Origin of the sequence: Paenibacillus macquariensis, from assembly GCF_900156375.1 — a bacterium.
GTDB lineage: Bacteria > Bacillota > Bacilli > Paenibacillales > Paenibacillaceae > Paenibacillus_AQ > Paenibacillus_AQ macquariensis.
Genome location: NZ_FTNK01000014.1, coordinates 50,217 through 66,361, shown reverse-complemented (window position 1 = coordinate 66,361; position 16,145 = coordinate 50,217). Strand labels below are relative to the sequence as shown.

16 protein-coding genes are annotated in these 16,145 nt (G+C 42.2%); 13 read left to right on the top strand and 3 right to left on the bottom strand.

Going from position 1 to position 16,145, the window contains the following annotated elements:
• Positions 1-26: 26 nt before the first annotated feature.
• Positions 27-2,342, top strand: coding sequence for a universal stress protein (locus BW961_RS21130; protein ID WP_068591958.1), 2,316 nt, complete (start codon positions 27-29; stop codon positions 2,340-2,342).
• A 1,041-nt stretch (positions 2,343-3,383) separates the two neighbouring features.
• Here BW961_RS21130 and BW961_RS21125 read toward each other — a convergent pair.
• Positions 3,384-3,590: a DUF1657 domain-containing protein gene (locus BW961_RS21125; protein ID WP_068591956.1), complete on the bottom strand. Its 207-nt coding sequence runs from the start codon at positions 3,588-3,590 to the stop codon at positions 3,384-3,386.
• A 186-nt stretch (positions 3,591-3,776) separates the two neighbouring features.
• On the opposite strand from BW961_RS21125, the gene BW961_RS21120 reads away from it, so the two are divergent.
• From BW961_RS21120 to spoVAE, 4 genes are read left to right on the top strand one after another with little or no spacing between them, the layout of a single operon-like run.
• Complete coding sequence (locus BW961_RS21120) at positions 3,777-4,634, top strand: DUF421 domain-containing protein (RefSeq protein WP_068591954.1); 858 nt, start codon at positions 3,777-3,779, stop codon at positions 4,632-4,634.
• A 38-nt stretch (positions 4,635-4,672) separates the two neighbouring features.
• Positions 4,673-5,152, top strand: coding sequence for a stage V sporulation protein AC (gene spoVAC, locus BW961_RS21115; RefSeq protein ID WP_068591952.1), 480 nt, complete (start codon positions 4,673-4,675; stop codon positions 5,150-5,152).
• A 1-nt stretch (position 5,153) separates the two neighbouring features.
• The gene (gene spoVAD, locus BW961_RS21110; protein ID WP_068591950.1) at positions 5,154-6,173 is read left to right on the top strand and encodes a stage V sporulation protein AD; all 1,020 of its coding nucleotides are present in this window, start codon (positions 5,154-5,156) and stop codon (positions 6,171-6,173) included.
• On the top strand, positions 6,170-6,520 hold the full coding sequence (spoVAE, locus tag BW961_RS21105) for a stage V sporulation protein AE (protein WP_068591948.1): 351 nt from the start codon (positions 6,170-6,172) through the stop codon (positions 6,518-6,520). The genes spoVAD and spoVAE overlap by 4 nt, the downstream gene beginning before the upstream one ends.
• A gap of 70 nt (positions 6,521-6,590) precedes the next feature.
• Here spoVAE and BW961_RS21100 read toward each other — a convergent pair whose 3' ends face one another.
• On the bottom strand, positions 6,591-7,172 hold the full coding sequence (locus BW961_RS21100; RefSeq protein WP_068591945.1) for a YitT family protein: 582 nt from the start codon (positions 7,170-7,172) through the stop codon (positions 6,591-6,593).
• A 153-nt stretch (positions 7,173-7,325) separates the two neighbouring features.
• Between BW961_RS21100 and BW961_RS21095 the strand changes: the two genes are divergently transcribed.
• Complete coding sequence (locus tag BW961_RS21095) at positions 7,326-8,207, top strand: squalene/phytoene synthase family protein (protein ID WP_244556015.1); 882 nt, start codon at positions 7,326-7,328, stop codon at positions 8,205-8,207.
• Positions 8,208-8,212: 5 nt separating this feature from the next.
• On the opposite strand, the gene BW961_RS21090 is transcribed toward BW961_RS21095, so the two are convergent.
• Positions 8,213-8,551 carry a L,D-transpeptidase gene (locus BW961_RS21090; protein WP_068591943.1) on the bottom strand — a complete coding sequence of 113 codons (339 nt, stop codon included), beginning with the start codon at positions 8,549-8,551 and terminating at the stop codon, positions 8,213-8,215.
• 703 nt (positions 8,552-9,254) lie between these two features.
• Between BW961_RS21090 and BW961_RS21085 the strand changes: the two genes are divergently transcribed.
• Genes BW961_RS21085 through BW961_RS21060 form a run of 7 tightly spaced genes read left to right on the top strand, consistent with a single transcriptional unit; the run spans position 9,255 to position 16,127 of the window.
• Positions 9,255-9,647, top strand: a complete 393-nt coding sequence (locus BW961_RS21085) for a NusG domain II-containing protein (RefSeq protein ID WP_068591941.1) — start codon at positions 9,255-9,257, stop codon at positions 9,645-9,647.
• Positions 9,631-10,182, top strand: a complete 552-nt coding sequence (locus BW961_RS29590; RefSeq protein WP_068591939.1) for a Gx transporter family protein — start codon at positions 9,631-9,633, stop codon at positions 10,180-10,182. The genes BW961_RS21085 and BW961_RS29590 overlap by 17 nt, the downstream gene beginning before the upstream one ends.
• A gap of 15 nt (positions 10,183-10,197) precedes the next feature.
• Positions 10,198-11,115, top strand: coding sequence for an ATP-binding cassette domain-containing protein (locus tag BW961_RS29585; RefSeq protein WP_244556014.1), 918 nt, complete (start codon positions 10,198-10,200; stop codon positions 11,113-11,115).
• Positions 11,091-11,957, top strand: coding sequence for an energy-coupling factor transporter ATPase (locus BW961_RS21075; protein ID WP_068591937.1), 867 nt, complete (start codon positions 11,091-11,093; stop codon positions 11,955-11,957). The genes BW961_RS29585 and BW961_RS21075 overlap by 25 nt, the downstream gene beginning before the upstream one ends.
• Before the next feature lie 17 nt (positions 11,958-11,974).
• On the top strand, positions 11,975-12,805 hold the full coding sequence (locus tag BW961_RS21070; RefSeq protein ID WP_068592096.1) for an energy-coupling factor transporter transmembrane component T family protein: 831 nt from the start codon (positions 11,975-11,977) through the stop codon (positions 12,803-12,805).
• A 33-nt stretch (positions 12,806-12,838) separates the two neighbouring features.
• Entirely contained in the window at positions 12,839-14,767 is a 1,929-nt protein-coding gene (locus BW961_RS21065) for a peptidase U32 family protein (RefSeq protein WP_068591935.1), read from the top strand.
• A 49-nt stretch (positions 14,768-14,816) separates the two neighbouring features.
• On the top strand, positions 14,817-16,127 hold the full coding sequence (locus tag BW961_RS21060) for an aspartate aminotransferase family protein (protein WP_394327654.1): 1,311 nt from the start codon (positions 14,817-14,819) through the stop codon (positions 16,125-16,127).
• The last annotated feature ends 18 nt before the right edge of the window (positions 16,128-16,145 follow it).

The window sequence follows — 16,145 nt, the reverse complement described above, 5'->3', positions numbered from 1 at the left end:
GAAATTCAGTAAAGGATGAAGCGACGATGGAAACCTTCAAAAGAAAAACGCCAGAAGAAATCCTTATGTCTATCTATAAGTTGCATCGCGGCCGATTAGAAATTCTCATTGGAGCTGTGAGTGGTTCAGGGAAAACGTATCATATGCTAAGAGAAGGGCAACTTCTTAAGCAGCAAGGGATAGATGTGGTTATTTGTGCGGTTACAACTTCTCAACGATCTGAGACAGTGGAACAACTTGCTGATCTAGAGCGTGTACCGAGTATTCATTGGATGAAGAATGGAATAGAACAAAAGGATTTAAATATAGACGTTCTGCTAGAAAGAAATCCAGAAGTGGTTCTAGTGGACGCGATTGCTCATCGAAATAGACCAAATGCACGCTTTATGACAAGACTTGAGGATATTCAGCACTTACTTAGTCAGGGAATTAGTGTCATTACCACGGCAAATATATATGATCTAGAAGGTGTTCGAGAAGTAGCTAGTAGAATGACGGGTATTGAAGTGAAAGAAACCGTACCAGCCAATACGCTTTCCTTAGCGGATGAAGTTCGATTGATTGATGTAACACCAGAAACACTATTGAGTCGGATTGCGACAGGGAAATTTCAACTCAGTCAAGCAGAGACAGATCTTGTCTTCAAAAGGGGTAATATAGCGATACTACGCGAACTTGCTCTGCGTCATGTTGCTGAGGGTGTTAATGATTCACTGGAGAAGCATAATGATGAGATGGGGAATTTTGGCCCAACAGGTGTAACTGAAAAAATTCTAGTATCCGCTCAATATCATTGGAATAGTTCGATTTATGTTCGAAGAGGCCAACAAATTGCTAAAAGGCTAAATGGGGATCTGTGCGTGATTAGCTTTCGGAACCCACAAGATAAGATGAGCAGAGAAGCTGAAACGTTTAAAAGGTCCCTAGTTAAACTCGTTAAAAAAGTGAATGGTGAATTTGAGGAGCTTCCTTTCAGTTCGAGGAGGGCGCTTCCTAATATATTGGTTAAGTATGCGATGGAGCATCGAGCAACACGGATCGTGTTGGGTCATTCGAAGCAAACGCTCTGGCAGGAATGCTGGCAAGGTTCAATTATCCATGACATCTTGAAAAAGACACGCAACGTGGATGTATTTGTGATTGCAGATCGTGCAGAACATGAGGGGGAACGTATTCTACCAACCAAGCTGAAGGGTCCTGAAGAAAGCTCGCTGTATCGGCGTTTAAGCTCTGAAGAGGTAGACCAGCAAATTGAAAGAATTAAACGGGGACAATTCAAAGTATATATTGGGTCTGCACCTGGTGTTGGTAAAACATACACCATGCTTCGAGAAGGAAATGATTTAGAGCGGATTGGAACGAATGTGACGATTGGTCTTCTTGAAACGCATGGTCGTAAAGAGACAGGGGCTCAGGTAGGATCGCTTGGAACGATTCCAAGGAAAATCATAGATTACCGAGGCGCGCGTCTAGAGGAAATGGATACGGAGGAAATTATTAGACAGGCTCCCGATGTTGTCCTCGTGGATGAGTTAGCACATACCAATGTTCCAGGGAGTAAGAATAAGAAAAGGTTTGAAGATGTGATTGAAATTCTGAATGCGGGTATTTCTGTCATTACGACAATGAATGTACAGCATTTAGAGAGTCTGAATGATGCTGTGGAACAAATTACAGGCGTTCGTGTAAGGGAAACTGTACCTGATCATATTTTACATCTAGCGGACGAAGTACAGTTAATTGATGTAGCGCCTCAGTCTCTTCAACAAAGAATAAGGGAAGGGAAGGTGTACGCGCTCGACAAGGTTGAACAATCGCTCGGTAATTTCTTTAAGACGGGTAACCTGATCGCTTTGCGTGAGCTTGCGCTAAGAGAGATAGCAGACGATGTGGATGAGCGATTGGAATCTTGGCAACGAACAAGTTCATTAAGAGGACCTTGGCGGCGGGAAGAAGTGATATACGTGTGTGTAGAATTAACAGCTCATGCGGAAAGCTTAATACGTAGAGGATTTCGAATTGCGCATCGCCTCAAAGCAACTTGGTACGTAACCTATGTCCAGTTAGAGGATACAGAAACGAAAGAAGAAGATTCAGTACGCATTGAGGCGTTAGAGAAGCTAACGGAACGTTTAGGCGGTCACTTTAATATACTACAAGCGAGACGTCGCGCGCATATTGCAACGGTTCTCATTACCCAAGCAAACGAGCATAAAGTGACTCAGATTATCGTAGGTCAATCTAAGCTTGGATTCATTCAGGTGATAAGGAAAGGTTCTGTGGTGAAACGATTACTGCGTGCAGCAAGGCATGTGGATGTGCTTGTTGTAGCGAGATTCTAAACGAATGGATCAACTAATGTTATGTACTCATATTGGGTGTTGTATTACAACTTATATAAGGGAGGGAGGAGGAAAGAAACTCTCCTTCTCCCATAGAGATGATTACTAGCAACAACAGTGTCTGTGATGATGGCGATGATGACGTCTTTTAGCTTTAACTAAAAGTCTTTGACCAGGTCTTAGAACGATTTCAATCGTTCTGTGGTGTCTACGGCGTCTATGTCCACACATGAATATCACCTCCTTTATAATGCTATGTAAGTATTTAGTGCTCTGTAATTTGCTTGTAAAGGGGAGGGAGAAGGAGGGTGAACTCCTTCTCTGATAGAGATGCTTACTAAAAACAGTGTCTGTGATGATGACGATGATGACGTCTTTTAGCTTTAACTAAAAGTCTTTGACCAGGTCTTAGAACGACTTCAATCGTTTTGTGGTGTCTATGGCGTCTATGGCGTCTATGTCCACACATGAGTATCACCTCCTTTACTAGTAGGTCAGCTATCACAGTGTGAATTTATAGCGTGTTGATTGTTAACAACAGTGTCTATGATGATGTCGATGATGACGTCTTTTAGCTTTAACTAAAAGTCTTTGACCAGGTCTTAGAACGACTTCAATCGTTTTGTGGTGTCTATGGCGTCTATGGTGTCTATGTCCACACATGAGTATCACCTCCCTTACTAGTACAATATATTAATCATTCGCAGTTCTCGTGTGGGTTTCTAATGAAGATGGGGGAATGAGAATCAAACTAGCAGAGGTGTCTATGGTGATTCCCTCTTGCTGCTACAATCAGAACTTTTCGAGCCGCAAGAACTTCGATGACGATAGGTTTCTGATGTCTTAACAAGATGTATCACCTCCTTACATCGTCAATATATTAATCATTTGTTGTTCTCGTGTGGGTTTCTAATAAAGATGGGACAATATCCATTTTTAGTGTATATGGATCGTAAAAAAAACAAAAAAAACCACGGATTACCACATGCCTGAAGGCTGTGGAATCCGTGGTTTTTTTGGCAATCCTCATGTAATTTTATCTTAGAATCCTTTATATTGAGGTTCTTCGTTCTCTAATTGCTGTACACGTGTTTCTACTTGCGTCACGATTTGTTGAGCTTGTTCAGCTGCATTCGTAAATGTTGTTTTTGCTTCTTGGTTTTGCGTTTCAATAGCGAATTGTTCAAGGCTGGCTTGAGCACCTTTTAAAGAAGCTAAGCATGTTTTTACTTGAGAAGCAACAGTCATCTGTTTCACCTCCTTATCATTTTTTTATTTGCGTAAGGAAGTAACGAATCATATCTTATCCGGTTTTTGCTAAAGCCATACATCATTTTTGTTAACTAAAAAATATGTTGAATTTGGTTAAAAACATCTCTTAAAGGACATCTTACTGTGTAATAACAAAAACGAATTGGAAAGAGGTATGTCAATATGCAGGAGTGGTTAATTGTTTCTTTACGTACCATCTTAACTATTGTCGTTCTTTTCTTTATGACAAAGCTACTAGGTAAAAGGCAGGTATCCCAGCTTTCTTTATTCGAGTACATAACTGGAATTACAATTGGTAGTCTTGCAGCCACCATTCCAATTGAAATGGATACCTGGCACTTGGGCCTTATATCGTTGATTGTTTGGGTGGCATGTTCCTTTGGTATCGAATATTTAACGATTAAAAGTAAAATGGCCAGAAACCTCTTAGATGGTAAATCAACAATCCTGATTAAAGATGGTAAAGTACTCGAGGAAAATTTAAAAAAAGAACGACTTACAACAGATGAGTTATTAGAACAATTAAGAAGTAAGGATGTATTCAGATTGGCAGACGTAGAATTTGCCGTAATGGAATCAAGCGGAGAAGTGAACGTCTTATTAACAAGAGAAAATCAACCACTTACAGCTAGTCATTTGGGTATAAAGATTGCACCAGAACAAGAAACGCAATGCGTCATTATGGATGGAAACATCATGTATGAACCGTTAGCAACGATTGGATTAAATAAGAGATGGTTAGATACGGAGTTGGAGAAAATAGGTGTCTCCATTGAGAATGTGTTTCTTGGTCAGGTTGACTCTTATGGGGAGCTCTTCGTTGATTTATATGATGATCAGATTATTGTACCGAAATCACAGAATAAGGCTACATTATTTGCGACTTTGAAGAAGTGTGAAGCGGATCTAGAAATGTTCAGTTTGTCTACTGACAATCAACAAGTGAAACAAATGTATGAGCAATGCGCTATCAGCATGGAAAATGTAATCAATGAACTTAGACCGATACTCACTCGATAATTATCACAAGAGTATTTTAGAAATGGAGGCATAACTATATGGCAAACAACAAAAAGAAAAAATTAACCCCAACCCAACAGGAGTATCAGGAACTGGCACAGAGAATCGAACCACCAAGACCTGTTCTCAAAAACTGCCTTCATGCTTTTATCACAGGTGGGGTGCTTTGCCTGATTGGGCAAGCGATACAAGAAATGTTTGTGCACTGGGCTGGGTTTACGGAGAAAACGGCGGCCGATCCTACAGTTGCCGTAATGATTCTGATATCCGTTATATTGACGAGCTTTGGTGTATATGACAAATTGGCTCAATGGTCAGGAGCTGGCACGGCTGTGCCTGTGACCGGGTTTGCGAATGCTATGGCGTCCGCAGCAATCGAGCATCGCAGTGAAGGGATCGTTCTTGGTGTCGGTGGACAAATGTTTAAGATTGCGGGTCCAGTTATCGTGTTTGGTACGGTAGCCGCGTTTGTAGTGGGTATTTTAACATGGATCATTCAAGGTGGAGGAGGATCGTAACATGTTAAAGGGACATCAGAGTTGGGTGTTTGAGAATAAGCCGGTAATCCTTGGAACGGCAACGGTTGTGGGACCTTTTGAAGGAAGGGGTCCGCTGGCCAATGATTTCAGCATTATTCACGAAGATTCTATGCTCAACGAGGATAGCTGGGAGAAGGCTGAGAAAGTATTGATTGAAGAAGCCGCCAAACTGGCAATTGAGAATGCTGGATTGACGAAAGAGCAAGTTCAGTTCTATGTCGGTGGTGATTTGATGAATCAGATCATTAGTAGTAGCTTCGCAGCACGAACATTATCTATTCCGTACCTTGGTGTATTTGGTGCTTGTGCGACATCCATGGAAAGCTTGGCACTCGCTTCGATGATAGTGAATTCGGGATCTGCTCATCATGCGTTAGCGGGTACATGTAGTCATAATGCAAGCGTAGAGAAGCAGTTTCGCTACCCGACAGAGTACGGATCACAGAAACCGCCAACGGCGCAATATACGGTAACTGGTGCAGGAGCGGCCATTGTATCAGCCAAAGGGGAAGGTCCTGTAGTGACCTCTGCTACGATCGGAAGGGTTATCGATATGGGAATAACAGATCCATTTAATATGGGTGCTGCTATGGCTCCCGCTGCGGTGGATACCATGGAAGCTCATTTCCGTGATTTGAAAATACAGCCAGGTCATTACGATTTAATAGTAACAGGTGATCTGTCCAAAGTTGGGTATGAAATCGCTTGTGAACTGTTGAAGAAGCATAAGATTCCAATGCAACAGACTGAATATAAGGATTGCGGAATGATGATTTACGATTATGATACACAGATGGTTCAATCGGGTGCGAGTGGGTGCGGCTGTTCAGCTGTCGTAACCTATGGACATTTACTTAATCGTATGCGCAAAGGGGAACTCAAACGGATTCTTGTTGTTGCAACGGGGGCGCTTCTATCACCGATAAGCTTTCAGCAAGGGGAAAGTATTCCTTGTATCGCACATGCGGTTTCTATCGAAGCTGGGAGGAGTATTTCATGATATTTTTATGGGCTTTTCTAGTTGGTGGTGCTATATGTGTGTTTGGACAAATTTGTTTCGATGTGTTTAAGCTCGACCCTGCGCACACGATGACCTTACTTGTCGTGATAGGTGCAGTATTAGATGGAATAGGGTGGTACGAACCACTTATTAAATTTGCCGGTGCCGGTGCTTCAGTTCCGATTACGAGCTTTGGTAATGCCTTGGTGCATGGAGCAATAACAGAATTGAAGGAAGATGGATGGATCGGTATTATCACCGGAATATTTAAGGTAACGAGTGCCGGGATATCAGCAGCAATTATTTTCTCTTTCTTTGCTGCATTATTCGTGAAACCTAAAGGGTAAGAGATGATGTAAAGCTAGCTGTGATAAAGGAGGAATGATATCTTCTTTTCTCACAGCTATTTTGAATAGATCAGTTTTTTAACGTACAAATACTTGTTGCGATGCCCCCTGAGACGATTGAAATCACCGAATAGAAGAAGGTCTCCCAGGAGATAAGAAGTCCCCCTACCCCAATAATAAGCCCATCGGTTAGGAATATGATGACTCCCACATTCAAACGCATATATTTGGATATTAAATTAGCGAGTAGATCCGTTCCGCCAGTACTTGTCTCAAAGCGCAACATTAAGCCTAGTCCAGTACCGAGTAGAAATCCACCGAACATGGAACTAGTAAGCGGCCCTAATTCAATATAATAGAGAAAATGGTATTGGAACGGTGCTAATAGCTCTATAAAAAGAGACGAAACAAGCATGCCAGTTAAGCTGTTATAAAAGAAGGCACGATTACGCACCCATGCCACGATGAAGATAGGGATACTACATAATAAGATAACCAGTCCAATTCTAAAGCCAAAAATGTAATTTATAATCAATGCGATGCCAATGATTCCGCCATCTAATACTTTGTAGGGAACGAGGTAGAAGTCTGTACCGATAGCGATTAGTAAACTTCCAAGTACAACAATTGCGTATTTTTGAAATGATTGCATATACACAGCTCCCTAAATAAATCCCTAACAACCTGTCTCATATATATGCTTGTTTTATGGAATACATGATATTTGTATCGTAAGATGTTGATAAGGATCGATTAGAGTAATTAATGAGGTAATCGTCATGTGCATCTGGGGTAAATGTATTGTATGATGAATAAATCATATACTAAGAGTGAAAAAAGAAACTGTAACGGTGTGAGAGGAAGTGGATTTGTGCAAGGGAATGCTGCATTGCTAAAAGATGCTACGAAAGTATTAGCACAGACTAGTCGAACATTTATTATTCCAATTAGCCATCTAGGACCCGGGCTCCGAGAAGCTGTTACAGCAGGGTACTTAAGTATGAGAGCTATTGATGAGATCGAAGATCACGAGACGCTTCCTAAGGAAGATAAGATTTCTCTGTTACAATCGATTTCTATATTATTGAATCAGACGTATACAGAAGAAGATTTCACGTCCTTATTTGCACCTTATGTGAAGGAACTCCCCGAAGTTAGTCTTCGAATGACAGATTGGATCAAGTTGGCACCACAACAAACAAAAGAACTGATATGTCGTTATACTGCGACCATGGCACATGGAATGGCGGAGTGGGCGATAAAGAATTGGAACATTCAGAATAAAGAAGATTTAGATGATTACACCTATTATGTAGCGGGTCTAGTTGGGATTATGCTGTCTGATTTATGGACGTTGTACGGAGAAAATGATGTTAACAAGGATCAAAGTGTCGCATTTGGACGAGGATTACAGCTTGTCAATATTATTAGTAATCGTTCAGAGGACTCAGAGCGTGGTGTGAATTTTCATCCGCCAGGATGGAGCTTTGAGGAAATGTTGGATTATGCACGTCAGAATTTGAAGATTGCTGAATCGTATACGAGTCGTATTCAGTTAGATCCCATTTATAATTTCTGCAAGATCCCTCTTGCACTTGCGACGGGAACATTAGATGCTATCGTATCAGGGAAGTCCAAGCTTAACCGTATTTCTGTGCTCAAAATTGTGAGTGGAGCTGTCCGATAAGTTATTCAAGGGCGGATCGTTACACGTGTATTTATAGGGGCTAGCGGAGAAAGATCAAGGACGTCACTGTTGTACATTCGAATACATCCGTGGGATACTTCTCTCCCAATAGAATCAGGGTCATCCGTGCCATGAATACCATAGTGGGGTTTGGATAGACCCATCCATAACACCCCAAATGGGCCACCTGGATTCAGCTGTTTGTTAATAATCGTGTATTCACCGGCAGGAGTCCTTGTTAACATCTTTCCGATCCCTACGGGAAAGGATCTAATGACACGATCACCGTCGAGTAAATATAAATTTCGATCTGAGAGATCTACAATGATTCGATTATTTGGCATAGGGCTAATCACTCCTTTTATAGTAGGATATGTGATAGGTGTGCTAGTTGTGAACGGTAGAGAAATAAGCGAGAAAGGGATGTGTCTTCCTTAGGTAATAAGGAGGGCACATCCCTTTCTCGTGAGAAATAGTTCGTATCATTTGAAAAGCACCCGGAATGTGGATTCAGGGTGCTTTAGCTTGAGCTTGCAGCATGACAAGCTATATATTTAATCCCGTTAGCCATGATGTTTCGGCTACAGTCGGTCCCTTTAGCATTGGTGTTACAGAATAATTGACTTCCAACACAACAAAAGCCCTACCTCTCTTTTGTCCTTACGGCTCCAATGACCGCGCCAGTGTGAATCAGAAACGTCTTCAAAAATCTACTCAATTTGGGTTTTAACAAAATAGAAATTTCAACTTCATTAGGTGAAGGGTTATTCTTCTTGCGAGGAACGCTTAGGGGATTAAATTTTAACACTTTTCATAGTATAACACATATAAATTCTGATATCAACCTATTTACGCAACATATTGATTTTCAGGGTAGGTTGAGATAGATGACACACGAGGACGGGTATTTAAATATCATCAGTACGCCATAAATTATATTTAAAATTGTAAGTAAAGATATGATATATGTCATATTTAGCAATTCCACAAGCTAGGTATACTTAAAGCATCTAAGATTTAGATAATTAAAATATAAGGGAGTTATCCATGAAACGCGGAGACCTACTAATCATTGTTATCATTGCTGCTGTGGCGTTATTCTTCTTGGTTCCTAGATGGTTGCCTGGAGATGAAAGTGAAAACAATCACAATAAACTGCTTACGGCTGACATTACTCTAAATGGTAAGTTGTATAAGACCGTCGAGTTAACCAAAGAGGAACAAATTATCGAAATTAAATCGGAACGAGGGACGAATGTTGTAAAGGTACATGATTATGGTGTTGAAATGTACGATACAGATTGTCCGGATAAAGTATGCCTCACTTTTGGATTTATTAAGAAATCGAAACAGAGCATTATTTGTTTGCCCCATCGCGTGATGGTTGAAATAAACGGAGTACAAGATGTAGGAGATGAGCTGGATGCCGTTATCAACTGAAGAATCGACCCAAATGTTGAAGAGAACTGTTATTATCGCGATCTTTGCTGCAGTAGCTGTCGTTCTAAGTATTGTAGAATCTATTATTCCTGTGAATTTGCAAATACCAGGTGCCAAACTAGGGCTAGCCAATATCATGATTCTGACCTGCTTATACTTCTTACGAGGTCGAGATGCACTGATGTTAGTCATACTAAAGACGATTATTACGGCCTTTATATTCGGAACCTTCTCAAGCATGTTGTTTAGCCTTTTTGGATCGTTGTTTAGTTTTGTTGTGATGTTCTTGGTTATGAAATTGGGACGTAATCAAGTCAGTCTGATTGGTGTAAGTATTGTAGGTGGTGTGGGACATAACTTCGGACAAATTACAGCAGCATCTATCGTCTTCCAAAGTTCGAATATTTACTATTATATGCCCCTGCTGTTGATAACGGGTTTGGTAACAGGAATTCTGGTTGGTATAGCTGTCAAATATCTAGTGCCGTCTTTAACTAAGCTATCTTTGTTTGAGGAATTTCAGATTAACCGATAGGAAGAGGGTGAAGACATGAAGCAACGTGACTTGAAAGGACCTCATGGTACGACGAATGTAGTGGAAGAGACAGTAAGAAATCCTAATGTGATGCCAAGTCCATATTCTCCAACTATTGAACTTGTCGGGGTAAGTTATGGATACGGCAAAGACCTACCGGTTATCGATGATATTACTCTCAGCATTCCACAAGGGCAATGGGTGACACTTGTCGGAGCAAATGGTTGTGGCAAATCAACCCTTGTGAAGCTCATGAATGCTCTCCTTCCCAAAGGTGAGGGTTCCATTAAGGTGAAGGGCTTAGAATTACAATCAGATACGATAGGAAAGATCCGGCAGACGATAGGTATGGTGTTTCAGAATCCAGACAATCAATTTATTGGAGCTACAGTAGAAGAGGATATTGTATTTGGTCTTGAGGGCCAATGTCTTTCTATAGAAGTGATGGAGGAGAGAGTCAAGTCTTATGCGGCGAGGCTAGGCATCACGGATCTACTATACAAGCATCCAAGCGAGCTGTCGGGAGGTCAAAAGCAACGTGTAGCCATTGCGTCCATTCTAAGTATGGAGCCTGAGGTAGTTATCTTTGATGAAGCATCATCCATGTTGGATGAGAAGACACGAAATGAACTGTTGAATATTCTGTCGGATATGCATAAGAGTGGCAGGTACACCATTATCTCGATAACCCATGATGCACAAGAGATAGCTGCATCTGAGCGAGTGCTCGTATTGCACGAAGGTAAACTGATTGCCGACCGAACACCAACTGAACTATTTCAGGATGAGAAAATTCTTGAGATGAGTCATGTCATCGCACCCTTCGCCTTTCAACTTACGAGGGAGTTGCACAGGTACGGCTTGGATATTTCGATTCCCAATTGCGAAAAGGAACTTATGGAGGCACTATGGCCATTACATTTGAGAAAGTAAATTATGAGTACGATGCCAACAGCATGTGGAGCCAAGCGGCCCTACAAGGAGTCAATTTACATTTGGAATCAGGCATATTGGCAGGTATTGCTGGAGCCACAGGTTCGGGCAAGTCTACACTACTCCAGATGTTCAATGGGATACTGAAACCCACCTCAGGGACTGTACAGGTGCTTGATATTACGCTGAGAGGCGGAGAAAAGGCACCTAAGCTTCATCAATTGCGCAAAAGAGTAGGGCTGGTCTTTCAATTTCCTGAACAGCAATTATTTGAAGATACAGTTGAGAAGGACTTATGCTTCGGTCCAATAAATTTCGGTTGTAGCGTGGATGAAGCCAAAGAACGAGCGCGCAAAGCGATGGAGAAAATGGGGTTGGATGAAAGCCTACTTTCACGTAATCCATTTCAACTGAGTGGTGGACAAATGCGTAAGGTAGCTATTGCTTCTGTGTTAGCGATGGACCCTGAAATAGTAGTGCTCGATGAACCAACAGCGACGCTTGATCCCGTAAGTAGAGCGGAATTAATTCAATTGTTACATCGACTATGTCGGGAAGAAGGAAGGACGGTCATTATTGTGACACATCGCATGGATGAGTTACTTCCTTTTGCAAATCAGTGGGTTATTCTGCACGAAGGTAGAACTGTATTTCAAGGGACGGTGAAAGCCTTGATCGAACAAGCTGATCAAATGGAATCTTACGGTATTGTCATTCCGCAGTCTATACGCTATTGGCGAGCGATATCCGAGAAATTCGGATTAAGTGGAGAAGATCCTTGCTTGAGTGCAGAGGCGATGTCTAAGCGGATTGCAGAATTGGTTAGCGCGGAGGACGTTTGAAGGGAAGAGGGATCGAGATGAGCGAGAAATTGCTAATCGGCCGAACGATCGATACAGGCTCCTGGGTGCACAGTATTGATCCTCGTGCAAAGATGATAGCGATGATGTTGTATGTTGTGATAATCATTTTGTCCAACACATGGTTAGAGATGGCTTGTGTTGTCGTGTTCTCCTTAGCTATTATCGCATTAACTCGTATTCATATTAAATATTTCATTAGGGCTGCTAAGCCATTATGGGTATTAATGTTATTCATATTTATTGTTCAGTGTATAAAGGTAGTCGATAAGAACGGGGCGATACTTCTGAGTATTGGTTCATGGAATCTATATGTTGAAGGGTTCAAATTAGGATTATTCTCTGTGTTACGAATGGTATTCCTAGTTTCCTTTACAGCGATTCTAACCTTCACGACGACACCGGGTCGTCTTAACCAAGGGTTAGAGGGCGTGCTGAAGCCATTAAAGGTTATACGAGTATCACCTGATCGCTTCACCTTAATGGTCAGCATTGCGCTTCGGTTTATTCCGTCGATTCTGGAGGAAGCCCAGATTATACTCAAGGCACAAGCATCTCGCGGGGCAGACGTAAGAGAACTTCCCTGGAAAGAGAAAGGGAAAATGCTTGTTTCACTACTGGTTCCTGTGACGGTAGGTGCATTCAGAAGGGCCGAAGATCTGGTTCATTCTATGGAATCTCGTGGATTCCGTATGGGAGAACCACGTACAAAGTATCACAGTCTGGTATGGAGAAGTCGAGATACAATATTTATAGGTTTCTTCATTATCATGCTCATTGCAATGGTGTGGATGTCGGGTTATGGAACTGGAGAGTTGTGGACGTTGTAAAGAGTTAACTACTTCATGGTGGGGGCGATTGTTATGGCACGGTTCTTTAATGGAAAAGAAATAGAACTACTTGCACCGGTTGGCACGTTTGATATTTTCAAGGAAGTAATTCAAGCACCTTGTGATGCGGTGTACTTGGGTGGACCGAGTCTGAATATGCGTATGATGCGCAAAGGCTACAACTTCTCATTAGAAGAGATTGTTCAAGCGACTGAGATAGCACATGAATTACATAAAAAAGTATATGTTACGGTGAATAACCTACTCAGTGAGGATGATGTAGAAGAGGCCAAGGATTACCTGCGTTTTCTCGAAGGAGCACATGTCGATGCTCTGATTGTGCAGGACTATGCTGTAGTGATGCTGATTCAAGAGATGGGACTGAATCTCCTTGTTCATGCCTCAGTGATGATGAATGTCCACAATTTAGAAACCGTTCGATTGCTACAAGAGCTTGGTGTGACTCGTGTCGTCACATCAAGAGAAATGGATCTACAAACAGCGAGATATATTTGGAGCCAAAGTGGCATGGAACTAGAGTATTTCATTCATGGAGATATGTGTGTAGCACATGGGGCTAACTGTCACTTCAGTTCTGCCGTGTTCGGGATGAGTGGTAGTCGTGGTAAGTGTATGAAGCCCTGTCGTTGGGAATATCGTGTGAAGAAAGACGGCAATATCTATCCAGCAGATTATCCGCTTGCTGTGAAAGATATGTATATGTACGAGAATATCCCAGAGTTGATTGAGTCAGGTATTTGTTCGTTCAAAATCGAAGGTCGGATGCGGGATGTAAACTTCATCTTGTTATTGATCAACAGTTATGGGGAGGCCATTGATCGGTATATTGAAGACCCAATCGGATTTGATCGCACAGTGGATAGTGACAAGTTACACGAGAATCGTAAACGGGATTTCTCCACCGCCTATGCCTTCGGTAAACCGGGATTGTCTAATATGAATCGGAGGTACGAAGGTACCGGCAAGTTCTATAGCACAGGCAAAGTATTTAGTACTCCAACAGCTGAACGTTCATTGACGATAGGACGCGTGGCCGAGCTAAAGGAGAGACTGGCACAAGTACAACGCATAGAACAATCTACTCGTCCAGAGTTAAGTGTTCGCGTGAACAATATAGAACAGGCTCGTATGGCGATAGAAGAAGGCATTGATCATCTATATCTTTCAGGTGATGTGTATCTACCAGATGTACCATTTACGAAGAAGAACATCATCGAACTAAGTGCCATCAAAGGTGCAACCAAGTTATATCTTGGGTTGCCTCGTATGATGACGGAGCTCCATTTTGAACAATATGGCGAATTACTCTCTCGAGAACGTTTAGGAATTGACGGTATAGTCGTGACTAATAGTGGGGCTATTCACGCATTTGCAGATAAGGGTTATCCAATGGTAGGCGATACTAGCTTGAATATATATAATCACTTAAGCGCTGAGATGTATGCTGGTCTAGGGATTCAGAGATTGACGATATCACCTGAGATGACAGCAGATCACTTTACTGGACTACTTGAGCACTCTACCTTACCTTTGGAAGCTGTGGTCCATGGATCCCCTACGGTTATGTATATGGAACATGATCTCTATGCAAACACGGAGGTACAAGAATCCGTTGGAGAAGAAAATAATCATTATGTCGATAATTCGATCCTAGTGCTGATGACAGATAAGGGCGAGAATCCGGTATATCGTGATCAACATGGTCGGAATCATCTGACAATGGCCAAAGAAATCTGTTATCTTCCCTTGGTGAAAGAATTAGCGGAGGCAGGATTGTCTCACTTTCGAATTGAGGGAGCCACCTACTCTGTGAGTCAGTTACGTGCCATAATTTGCGCTTATAAGGCAGCCATTATGGAACAAACCTCTACAGGCGAGCTGTTTGAACAGCTTGATCCCGTGTATGCCGGATATACATTAGGTTCATTGCATTTTAATTGATTGATACAACGATATTCTACTGGCATATCAGACGAGAGGGAGAATCCATATGAAATCGATGACAGAACACTATATTGGACCCGAAGGGATCAAGGCAAAGCGAGCATCATACTTTTATCCCTGTACTCAGCATTTCTATCAGAACCCACCTCAGATCGTGAAAGGGTCAATGCAATATCTTTACGATGAGCAAGGAAAGGAATATACGGACTTTTTTGCAGGTGTCTCTGTTGTAGCCTGTGGACATTGTAATCCTGCCATCACGGGTGCGACGATCAGTCAGCTTGGGAAGCTACAGCACACGACTGCGATATATTTAACACAGCCAGTTGTAGACTTGGCAGAACGGCTTGCTGAGCTATTGCCTGGAGCATTACGACGGACGTTTTTTGTTAACAGTGGTACTGAAGCTAATGAAGGAGCACTTCTATTAGCAAGAATGCACACGGGGCGTAAAGGCTTTATCGCTCTTGAACAAGGACTGCATGGTCGAAGTAACCTAACGATGAGTGTGACAGGGTTGTCCATGTGGCGTACAGATCCCTTTTTAGAGGAAGAGGTGTACTTCATTCCACGCCCCTTTCGTACAGGAGTTGCTCCTGAAGAGGCAGCACAAGATTCCCTTAAGGCACTTGATAAGGTACTTGAGGAACAAGGACATACCATTGCAGCTTTGATCATTGAGCCTATCCAAGGCAATGGGGGCATCATCGTACCGCCAGATGGGTATTTACAGGAAGTGAAAACACGTCTGGAAGCGTATGGGGTGCTTATGATCGCTGATGAAATTCAGACGGGGTTTGGACGGACGGGTCGGATGTTTGCTATCGAACATTTCGACGTCGTACCTGATATCATTTCTATGGCGAAGGCGCTAGGGAATGGCGTTCCTATTGGGGCATTTGCAACTACAAATCATATTGCAGCATCTTTAAATCGGCCATCAGCTTCGACATTCGGCGGGAATCCTGTTTCTTCCGTTACGGGGATGGCAGTTCTTGCGTACATCCGTGAAGGGAGATTAGTTGAGCGTTCTGATGAGCTTGGTCATATCCTCAAGCAAGGACTAGAACAGCTCATGAACAGGTATGGAACAATGATCTCTGAAGTTCGTGGTAAGGGATTAATGATTGGCGTGGAGCTAATGGCATCTAATCCTGATGTTGGAGCTATCTTAGTGGATCGAGTACTTGAGGAAATGAAGGAACAAGGTTTCCTAATCGGGAAGAATGGGGTACATCGTAATGTATTGGCATTTCAACCTCCTCTGGTCATTGAAGATAGGGACATACAGGAGATGCTTAAGGAGCTAGAGGTAGTGTTAGCAGGATTGGAACCGTCCGAGGAGGAAGTACAGTAGGGGTAGGAAGGGATTCTC

Bases quoted from the DNA above. Each gene is read 5' to 3' on its own strand.
- BW961_RS21130 (WP_068591958.1), top strand. From the start codon at position 27: ATGGAAACCTTCAAAAGAAAAACGCCAGAAGAAATCCTTATGTCTATC.
- BW961_RS21125 (WP_068591956.1), bottom strand. From the start codon at position 3,590: ATGACTGTTGCTTCTCAAGTAAAAACATGCTTAGCTTCTTTAAAAGGT.
- BW961_RS21120 (WP_068591954.1), top strand. From the start codon at position 3,777: ATGCAGGAGTGGTTAATTGTTTCTTTACGTACCATCTTAACTATTGTC.
- spoVAC (WP_068591952.1), top strand. From the start codon at position 4,673: ATGGCAAACAACAAAAAGAAAAAATTAACCCCAACCCAACAGGAGTAT.
- spoVAD (WP_068591950.1), top strand. From the start codon at position 5,154: ATGTTAAAGGGACATCAGAGTTGGGTGTTTGAGAATAAGCCGGTAATC.
- spoVAE (WP_068591948.1), top strand. From the start codon at position 6,170: ATGATATTTTTATGGGCTTTTCTAGTTGGTGGTGCTATATGTGTGTTT.
- BW961_RS21100 (WP_068591945.1), bottom strand. From the start codon at position 7,172: ATGCAATCATTTCAAAAATACGCAATTGTTGTACTTGGAAGTTTACTA.
- BW961_RS21095 (WP_244556015.1), top strand. From the start codon at position 7,326: ATGATGAATAAATCATATACTAAGAGTGAAAAAAGAAACTGTAACGGT.
- BW961_RS21090 (WP_068591943.1), bottom strand. From the start codon at position 8,551: ATGCCAAATAATCGAATCATTGTAGATCTCTCAGATCGAAATTTATAT.
- BW961_RS21085 (WP_068591941.1), top strand. From the start codon at position 9,255: ATGAAACGCGGAGACCTACTAATCATTGTTATCATTGCTGCTGTGGCG.
- BW961_RS29590 (WP_068591939.1), top strand. From the start codon at position 9,631: ATGCCGTTATCAACTGAAGAATCGACCCAAATGTTGAAGAGAACTGTT.
- BW961_RS29585 (WP_244556014.1), top strand. From the start codon at position 10,198: ATGAAGCAACGTGACTTGAAAGGACCTCATGGTACGACGAATGTAGTG.
- BW961_RS21075 (WP_068591937.1), top strand. From the start codon at position 11,091: ATGGCCATTACATTTGAGAAAGTAAATTATGAGTACGATGCCAACAGC.
- BW961_RS21070 (WP_068592096.1), top strand. From the start codon at position 11,975: ATGAGCGAGAAATTGCTAATCGGCCGAACGATCGATACAGGCTCCTGG.
- BW961_RS21065 (WP_068591935.1), top strand. From the start codon at position 12,839: ATGGCACGGTTCTTTAATGGAAAAGAAATAGAACTACTTGCACCGGTT.
- BW961_RS21060 (WP_394327654.1), top strand. From the start codon at position 14,817: ATGAAATCGATGACAGAACACTATATTGGACCCGAAGGGATCAAGGCA.